This window comes from Collinsella sp. AM16-21 (assembly GCF_003471905.1).
GTDB lineage: Bacteria > Actinomycetota > Coriobacteriia > Coriobacteriales > Coriobacteriaceae > Collinsella.
This window is the reverse complement of sequence record NZ_QRKJ01000039.1, coordinates 1-1,089: the sequence shown is the minus strand read 5'-3', so window position 1 is coordinate 1,089 and position 1,089 is coordinate 1. Positions and strand designations below refer to the sequence as shown.

The 1,089-nt window shown below is 57.0% G+C and carries 1 protein-coding gene; it reads left to right on the top strand.

Annotated features, from left to right (window positions below; genetic code table 11):
* Window positions 1-68: 68 nt before the first annotated feature.
* Complete coding sequence (locus DW180_RS10080) at window positions 69-1,007, top strand: AEC family transporter (RefSeq protein WP_118238524.1); 939 nt, start codon at window positions 69-71, stop codon at window positions 1,005-1,007.
* Window positions 1,008-1,089 lie beyond the last annotated feature (82 nt).

The window sequence follows — 1,089 nt, the reverse complement described above, 5'->3', positions numbered from 1 at the left end:
GTTCGCGAAGCCCACTTCTCAAAACAAAGCAGGCGCCCCGGCCCTCGTGGAATAGATAAGGGGGAAGCATGAGCTTTACGAGTGTGGCGCTTCAGATGTTGACGGTTTCGCTGCCTATTTTGTTGGGGTGGTGTATCGCCAAGCTGGGGTTTATGAAAGCGGAGTTCGAGCGCGAGCTGTCGCATCTGCTGTTGCAGGTGGCGCTACCGTGCTTGGTGCTTTCGTCAGCGCTGGGCGATGATGTGAAGCTTCCGAGCATTGCCGAGACGTTTTCGCTCATGGGTCTGTCCTTCGTGATGTATGTGGTGGCGACCGTTATCGCGTTTGCCGTCACCGCTGCTCTTCGCGTTCCCAAAGGGACAGAATGCTCGTATCGCTTCGCTGTGCTTTTCGGTAATGCCGGGTTTATCGGTTTTCCGGTTATTTCGGCGGTGTTGGGAAAACAAGCGCTGTTGTATGCATCGATTGCGCTTATCCCCCTAAACCTTCTTATGTTTACCGTCGGTGCCATGTTATTTAGCGGAATGGATGGCGGCCTTAAAAAGCAGATGCGCAATATTGCCGCCTGCTGCAAGAGTCCTGGTCTCATTGCAAGTGCTGTTGTGCTTGGGATCGTGCTAACCGGATGGACCGATTGGGGCGTGTTGGGCGACTCGATTTCCATCGTTGGCACCATGACCACTCCAGCGGCATTGTTGCTCATGGGATCGTCTATCGCCAAGTACCGTCCGCTCGAGATGCTTACCAACTGGCGCGCCTATGTCGCCGTGGCGTTTCGCCTGGTTGTCGTGCCGGTGGCATGTCTTGCCGTCGCGCGCTTGTGGCCCGGCATGACGCCCATGTTTATCGCGACGCTTGTGCTCGAGATGGCAATGCCGGTGGGCAGCAACGGTACGCTGTACTGCCTACAATACGGCAAGGATGCACGCCCCATGATGCAGTGCACGTTTTTGTCGATCATCTGCTCCATTTTGACCATCCCACTCGTAGCCACACTGTGCGGGTAGGCATTCGGGACGGTCTCGCGCTGGGGCCTTGCCCGGCTGGGCGGCCTTGCTCCGGGAAGTGGGCTTCGCGAACTTCCCGGAG

Excerpts from the sequence above, each read along its gene's own strand:
- DW180_RS10080 (WP_118238524.1), top strand. The coding sequence starts at position 69 with ATGAGCTTTACGAGTGTGGCGCTTCAGATGTTGACGGTTTCGCTGCCT.